Source organism: Vibrio sp. Isolate34 (genome assembly GCF_022397915.1).
Classification (GTDB): Bacteria; Pseudomonadota; Gammaproteobacteria; order Enterobacterales; family Vibrionaceae; genus Vibrio.
On sequence record NZ_JAKEUO010000037.1, the window covers coordinates 1 to 8,535 of the forward strand.

An 8,535-nucleotide genomic window follows, 5' to 3' on the forward strand; every position below is an offset into this window, starting at 1 on the left:
TGATGTTAGCCTTGATGTAGTAGTGACCGATGAAGACGGCGCAACCGCAACCACTACAGCAAACATTGATGTTCTGCCTGTGAACGATGCTCCGGTATCGGGCGACTTGGCGTACAGCGTGGACGAAGATGGTTCAATTACGTTGAGCCAAGAGCAATTACTTGCTCAAGCGAGCGATGTTGACGGCGATGACTTAACAGCGGCTAACTTAACCGTTGGTGGTGATGCGAGCGTCACTGCAAACGATGACGGTAGTTTCACTATCACGCCAGATGCGAACTTCAATGGCGACATTGATTTGAACTTCGACATTACCGATGGTACAGACACATTAGTCGCTACGGCTGACTTAACGGTTAACCCAGTTAATGACCTGCCACAGCCACAAGACCAAACGTTCAGCATTAGCGAAGACGGTGTCTTGAACTTCACTGATGAAGACCTGCTAACGGGCGCTACTGATATCGATGGGGATGACTTGTCGGTTGAAGGTGTGACTTACACAGGTGTGGACGGTGTTCTTACTGATAATGGCGACGGAAGCTACAGCTTCGCGCCAAACGAGAACTTCAATGGTGATGTGAACTTCAGCTTCGATGTGTCAGATGGTACGGACACGGTTCAAGCCAATATCGATGTGAGTGTGACACCAGAGAATGATCCACCTGTTGCTGGTAGCACGTCTTATACCGTTCATGAAGACAACTCAATCACGATCAGTAATGAACAGCTATTAGCTAACTCTTCGGATGTTGAAGGTGAGGTGGCGATTGATAGCGTGTCTTACACCGGCAGTGATGGTGTGTTTGAAGACAACGGTGACGGCACGTATACCTTCTCACCAAACGCGAACTTCAATGGCGAAGTAAGCTTGGCCGTTGTTGTGACCGATGAAGAAGGGGCAACAGAAGCGACCACAGCGGGAATCACCGTACTTGAGGTGAACGATCCGCCAATCGCAGGCTCAACCAGCTACTCAGTCAACGAAGATGAAGTTATCACCATCAGTGCAGAGCAACTGTTGGCGAACGCTTCCGATATTGAAGGCGAAGTGGCGATTGATAGCGTGAACTACGCAGGCGCTGACGGTATCTTTACTGACAATGGCGATGGAACATTCAGCTTCGCGCCAAACGCAAACTTCGATGGCGATGTTAGCCTTGATGTAGTAGTGACCGATGAGGACGGTGCAACGACAGCCACAACGGCAAGCATTGATGTTCTGCCAATTAACGATCCACCAGTATCGGGCGACTTGGCGTACAGCATTGATGAAGATGGCTCGATTACTCTGACTCAAGAGCAATTGCTATCTCAAGCATCGGATGTCGATGGTGATGACCTAACGGCAAGCAACCTAAGTGCAGGTGATAACGCAACTGTTGTTGATAACGGCGATGGTACCTTTACGGTGACACCAGATGCTGAATTCAACGGCAACATCGACCTAAGTTTCGACATCTCTGATGGTACAGAATCGATTGTGGCGAACGCTGACCTAACCGTTAACCCAATCAATGACCTACCAACCAGCGATGATGTTTATGCCAACGTAGACGAAGACAACACCATCACTATCACGCAGGAGCAGTTACTTGCGAATGCCGCGGATATTGAGGGTGATGATCTTGTCGCTTCCGACTTAACCTTAGTAGGTGACGATGCAACGATTGTCGATAATGGCGATGGTACGTTCTCTATCACTCCAAGCGAGAACTTCAATGGCTACATCGACGTTGCCTATAGCATCAGCGATGGCGACACACCAATTGCGGCTAACTTAGGCTTGACCGTTGACCCAGTTAACGACGCGCCAATTGTTTCTGCTGATGTGGCGATAACCATTGAAGAAGATGGTTCATACACCATTACTCAAGAAGAGCTCCTACAGTTCGCGACTGACATCGAAGACGATGACATGACCGCAATTATCGGAGAACAGGGCGATGAAACAACCGTAACCGGTACAGTGTTGGATGCTGAAACCAGTAACCCAGTGTCTGGTGCAGAGGTCACCCTGACCGACAGCGCTGGCAATAGCTACACCACAGTAACGGATGATTCAGGAAACTACTCTGTTACAGGTTCAGTCGTTGACCAAGGCACGGTCACCATTGAACAAGAAGGCTCAATCACCAGTAGCTTCATTGTCCCTGCGGGAGAGGATGTGAATGGTGGTGTGACCGCAATATCTGAAGTGCTTGAAGAAACAGATATGCGTATCGTGGTGACCTGGGGTGAAAGCCCACGTGATATGGATAACCACTTATGGCTCTACGATACAGAGAATGGTAACGAGCTAGACCATATCTACTACCGCGACATGAGCCATGATCTTGGTGAAGGTAACGTTGTTCAACAAGATGTTGATGACACGAATGGCGGTGGTCCTGAAACCATCACTATTCCGAACTACCAAGATGCGGACATGCACTATTCAGTACACAACTACACCGACAGAAGTTGGGATGTGGATGGTGTCGAAGATGTGCAAGTTCAGGTGTTTGTAGGCGATACACTGGTGGGAACATTTACCCCAGACTTACCTGACAATCCAACGGGTGAGCACTGGCACGTATTTGATATCGTGAACGGCGTTGTGGTTCCAAGCCAAGATGTGGGCAGTGAAAATGCGTTTGATTTACCAACAGCAGAAGAAGCGCTTGCTAATGAAAACGGCATTGATATCTCTGAATTGCTAACCGGCGATGGAGGTGATGACTCTGGTGATACGGATGGTAACGAACCAAGTGTGGGTGACATTTCTATCGATAACGCGCTAATCACTGATAACGGTGATGGTACTTACACCATTACGCCGGAAGAGAACTTCAACGGTGAATTCTCCATTAGCTACAACGTGGATGATGGTAACGGTGGGGTGACTCCAGCGGAGCTAGATGTGACCGTAACAGCAGTCAACGATCTTTCTGTTATTTACGATCATGACTACACCATTAATGAAGATGGCTCGTTAACCTTCACTGATGATCAGTTATTGGCTGGTGCAACGGATATCGATGGTGATGACCTTTCTGTTGAATCGGTTAACTACGAAGGCACCGACGGTGTGTTCACGGATAACGGCGATGGCACTTATACCTTCGCTCCAAACGAGAACTTCAATGGTAGCGTCGACCTTACTTACGATGTCAGCGATGGCACTGATGTGGTATCGGCAAACATTGATGTTCAGGTTGTTCCAATCAATGACGTACCTGTCGCAGGCACAACCTCTTACAGCGTTGAAGAAGATGGCAGTATTACCCTAAGCGATGCACAACTTCTGGCGAACAGCTCAGACGTTGAAGGGGATGTCTTTGTTAGCGATGTTAGCTACAGCGGCACAGATGGTGTGTTCACGGATAATGGTGATGGCACTTACACCTTCTCGCCAAACGAAAACTTTAACGGCGACATCAGTCTTGATGTGTCTGTTATGGATGAGGATGGCGCAACAGCTGAAACAACGGCAGGTATCGACGTTATTGCCGTCAACGACCTACCAGTTGCAGGTTCAACGACCTACAGCGTCGATGAAGATAATGTGATTATTATCTCTGATGCTCAGCTTCTTGCGAACAGCTCAGACATTGAAGGTGATGTATCCGTTAGTGACGTTTCTTACTCGGGTGCAGACGGTATCTTTACTGATAACGGTGACGGTACTTACAGCTTCGCACCAAACGAAAACTTCAACGGTAATGTCAGCCTAGATGTGACTGTTGCCGATGAAGACGGTGCAACCGCGCAAACTACCGCGGGTATTGATGTTATCGCAGTCAACGATGCTCCAGTCTCTGGCGACTTGGCTTACTCCGTGGATGAAGATGGTTCAATCACCCTAAGCCAAGAGCAATTGCTGGCTCAAGCTTCAGATGTGGATGGCGATGACCTTACCGCAGCTAACTTAACGGCAGGTGACAACGCAACAGTAATGGCAAACGATGATGGTTCATTTACCATCACACCAGATGCTGATTTCAATGGCGACATTGACCTAAGCTTCGACTTGTCTGACGGTAATGAAACAGTTGTTGCAACGGCAGACCTTACTGTTAACCCAGTGAATGATGTCGCGGTTGTCGAAGATGTGGCTTACACCATTGAAGAAGACGGTTCATTAACCTTCACAGACGAGCAACTGCTAGCGGGAGCTTCTGATATTGATGGTGATGAGCTTTCAGTTGCTGATGTGTCTTACACGGGCGCAGAGGGTGTGTTCACTGACAATGGTGATGGTACTTACACCTTCGCTCCGAACGAGAACTTCAACGGTGACGTAAGCCTAGACTTCTCAGTATCTGATGGCACTGAGACAGTCGATGCAAACATCGACGTAACGGTAACAGACGTTAACGATGCTCCAGTCGCGGGCGCAACGTCTTACCAAATGAACGAAGACGGCACTATTACATTGAGCCCTGAGCAGTTAATTGCGAATAGCTCGGATGTAGACGGTGAAGTGTCACTTGATAGTGTGAGCTATTCAGGTGCCGACGGTATCTTGGTTCAAAATGAAGATGGTTCAGTTACCTTCGCTCCAAATGAAAACTTTAACGGCGACATCAGTCTTGATGTGACGGTTATTGATGACGATGGCGCGACAGCTGAAACTACGGCTGGTATTGAAGTAATTGCTGTCAACGATGCACCAGTAGCCGGAAACGTGGCTTACTCGGTTGATGAAGATGGTTCAATTACGCTATCTCAAGAACAGTTGTTGGCGAACGCTTCCGATGTTGATGGTGATGCACTGACCGCAAGCAACCTATCCGCAGGTGACAATGCAACCGTCACAGCAAACGAAGATGGTTCATTTACTATCATGCCGGATGCTGATTTCAACGGTGACATTGACTTGAGCTTCGATGTGTCAGATGGCCTTGAAACGGTTCAAGCTGGCGTCGACCTAACGGTTAACCCAGTCAATGACCTTCCAACAGCAGAAGACCAAAGCTTCACCGTTGAGGAAGATGGAACGTTAATCTTCACGGATGCAGACCTACTAGCAGGCGCTGCAGACATTGACGGCGATAACTTGTCTATCACGGATGTGTCTTACACGGGCGCAGAAGGTGTGTTCACGGATAATGGTGATGGCACTTATAGCTTCGCTCCGAACGAGAACTTCAATGGCGGTGTAAACCTTGGCTTCACAGTGTCTGATGGCACTGAGACAGTCGATGCCAATATTGATGTAACTGTCACAGATGTGAATGATGCACCAGTGGCGGGTTCAACGTCTTACCAGATGAACGAAGATGGCACGATTACCATTAGCCCTGAGCAGTTGATTGCGAACAGCTCAGATGTTGATGGTGAAGTGTCGCTTGAAAGCGTGACTTACACTGGCTCTGACGGCGAACTGGTTCAAAACGATGATGGTTCTGTGACCTTCACGCCGAGTGAGAACTTTAACGGTGATATCAGCCTAGATGTGGTTGTAACTGACGATGACGGTGCAACAGCGACAACAACGGCGGGTATTGAAGTTCTGGCTGTGAATGATGGACCTGAGTCGGAGGATGTGAAACTCACCACAGCCGAAGATAGCACCATTCTTATCACACAAGACATGTTGTTAGCTCAAGCTACCGATATTGATAACACCGCAGATGAACTGTCAGCATCTGGTCTACAAATCGACCCTAGCTTGGGCGAGTTGCTAGACAACGAAGATGGTACTTGGTCATTCACGCCAAACGAAAACTTCAATGGCGATGTGCCAATGACGTTTAACGTTAGCGATGGCCAAGAGACAATTTCAGTCGACGGCAACATCGATGTTACTCCAGTGAACGATGCACCTGAAGCTCCGACCATTGAGATGCAAGGTGAAGAAGATGTGGTCATGGTGATTGACCCAGCTTACATCGCGGATCAAGTGACGGATCTAGATGGTGATGAGATCAGCATCGAAAGCATCACGGTTCGTGCTCCAGCTAATGCGACCTTAACTCAGCAGCCAGACGGCATGTATCACTTAGTGACTACTCAAGACTTCAATGGCTTGGTAGAGCTAGGTTATCAAGCAACTGATGGAGAAGAAGTGGTTGATGGTTCGCTGAATGTGGATGTGATTCCAGTTAACGACGCTCCATTCAATGTCGGTAACGCAATGATGACCACAGACGAAGATGGCGCGTTCACCTTCGATGCGGGCGACTTGATGAACTTGTTCGGTGATATTGATACGGCTGACCTTGTGGTTTCACGTATTATCACTGCAGACGGTGAAGATGGCGGAGAAGTCACAGACAACGGCGATGGTACTTGGACATTCACACCAACGGGTGACTTTGCAGGCGTATCAGACCTACAAGTTGTCGTGAGTGATGGTGAGTTTGAAACGGTTCTCGATGTTCCTGTGTACGTTCGTCCTGTTGCAGATGGCGCGGTAATTACCACTGACCATGACGGTCCTTTAGTCTTCGGTGAAGATGAGACGGGTCACTTAGGATTGAACGTTGGTTTAGTCGATGATTCAGAAACACTAAGTAACTTGGTGATGACAGGTTTCCCTGTTGGATTCGAGGTAACCGATGGAGTGAACACCGTGATGATCACTGAGCCGGGTCAATACATCGACCTGTTCGACTGGGATATTTCAAACATTCAAATGACGCCTCCTGAAGACTTCCATGGTGAGTTCTTCGTAACCGTAAGTGCAACCACGGTCGATTACGGGGATGAACCAGAAGCGTTCGAAGATGGTATCGATTCTGGTGACTTCGAAACCGTAGCGGGAGATTCCATCATCCTAACCGCGGACGACCTAATTGGGTTGGCTGAGAATGTGGATGCAGACAGCGACGATGAAGTGAAATTGGTTCATCTAGCAGACCGTAGTCAAGGTGAGATTGTCGATAATGGCGATGGCACTTGGACGTTCACACCAGCACCGGGCTTTACTGGCGAAGCAGACATTGCTTACGTGGTTGATAAAGATGGCGTGCTTCATGATGAGCAAACTGGCGTGGTCGTGAAAGAGGGCGATTCACAAGAGAATGTAGCACCAGAAGTTAACAGCATCACAACCACTGAAATTGCAGCGGACGCTACCTTGTCGTTCACTGATCAAGATATGTTAGCGAACCTGAGCGATGCAGAAGGCGATAGCTTGAGCATTGAGTCAGTGAGCTTGATGGAAGGTCAGGGTGTTATAGAAAGCGATAACCAAGGTAATTATCAATTCACACCTGCTGAAGATTACACCGGAGATGTTCAAGTTGGATTTATAGCGACCGATGGCGAAAACCGCATCGAAAGCTTCTTCAACGTGGATATTCAAGGTGACGATGAATCAGCAGCGAGTGAAGGTTACGCCTTAGCGGATGACGGTTCGTTAACTATCACAGAGTCTCAGCTGGTGGATGAGTTAGGCGTTAGCGATACAGCACAAGTTGTTGATGTTGCCGACGCGAATGATGCAGGCTTCTTCGCTGAATCTGGTGATGGCGAATGGACATACTGGCCAAACGAAGATTTCGACGGCAACTTAGCGATGAATGTCGATGTTAACGATGGTGGTGAAGTATCGAGCCATAGCTTAAGCATCCAAGTAGCTGATGATTCAACACAGAGTGATGAACCACAAGTACAAGCCGCTCAAGCAACTGAAGAGCAGCAAGTGGACGTCGCACAACAAGCTGATGACCAAGCTCAAGCCAGTGAAACAGAAGCCGAAGACAGCGTTGCTGACGTGACAGCGGCTCCAGGCGATACCATCTCTATCTCGATTCCAGATGAGGTGAGTGGTAACGAGTCGGTTGATTACGCTGAAATGTCTGGCTTACCTGAAGGCTCTACAGTGAGTAACGCACTGGACAATGGTGATGGTAGCTTCACAATCAGTGGCAACTTAGAGCAGTCTGTATCGGTTGAACTTCCTGAGGGTTACGAAGGTACTAGTGAGATCCAATTCCAAGGTTACGACGAATTGGGTAGCTCAATAGACGGTGCAAGCGGCTTTGTTGAAGTTGAGGTTGATGATCAATACACCATGCAAGGTTCTACTCAAGAGCAGCAACCAGACATGGCCGGCATGGAATCTGGTGGCAGTGATTGGACAAGTGCGGGTGGTCAAGACCAAGGTGTTGACTTCACGGACGACTCTGGAAGCTTCGATTCAGACACTCAAACTGGAACCGATCAAGGCAACGACTTCGATCAAAGCTCGATCTAACCAGAAAGGTTGGGTTCGTTTGAGCCCAAATGAAGATAGGGTAGCGTAATGTTGCCCTCATCAAAGCCATGCAGAGCGAGCTTTGCGTGGCTTTTTTTAGGTTCATCGCGGCTTTCCGGGGAAAGCCGCTTTTATCTTCAAGAAGAAGTAATCTGTATCTCGATATCCATACCCCATTCGCTTGATTAGCTTTATCTTGTTGTTTATCCCTTCTAGTGTGCAGGTGTTTAACGGGTAACTTGCCGATGCAATAATGCCGTGAAGATAAGGCCTCAGTTTTCGTGCGAACTCTTTCAATGGCTTAATTCCACTCTCTTGCACTTGTGCCCACCATACCTCCCAGAGCC

General features: G+C 48.3%; 2 protein-coding genes. One reads left to right on the forward strand and one right to left on the reverse strand.

Annotation, left to right across the window (positions count from 1 at the left end; genetic code table 11):
• A partial coding sequence (locus tag L1D22_RS21725) for a tandem-95 repeat protein (protein WP_239831213.1) occupies positions 1 to 8,188 on the forward strand: 8,188 nt, incomplete at its 5' end.
• A 102-nt stretch (positions 8,189 to 8,290) separates the two neighbouring features.
• Here L1D22_RS21725 and L1D22_RS21730 read toward each other — a convergent pair.
• Positions 8,291 to 8,535, reverse strand: a 245-nt coding sequence (locus L1D22_RS21730) for a transposase (protein ID WP_239830108.1), incomplete at its 5' end; no start/stop codon positions are given.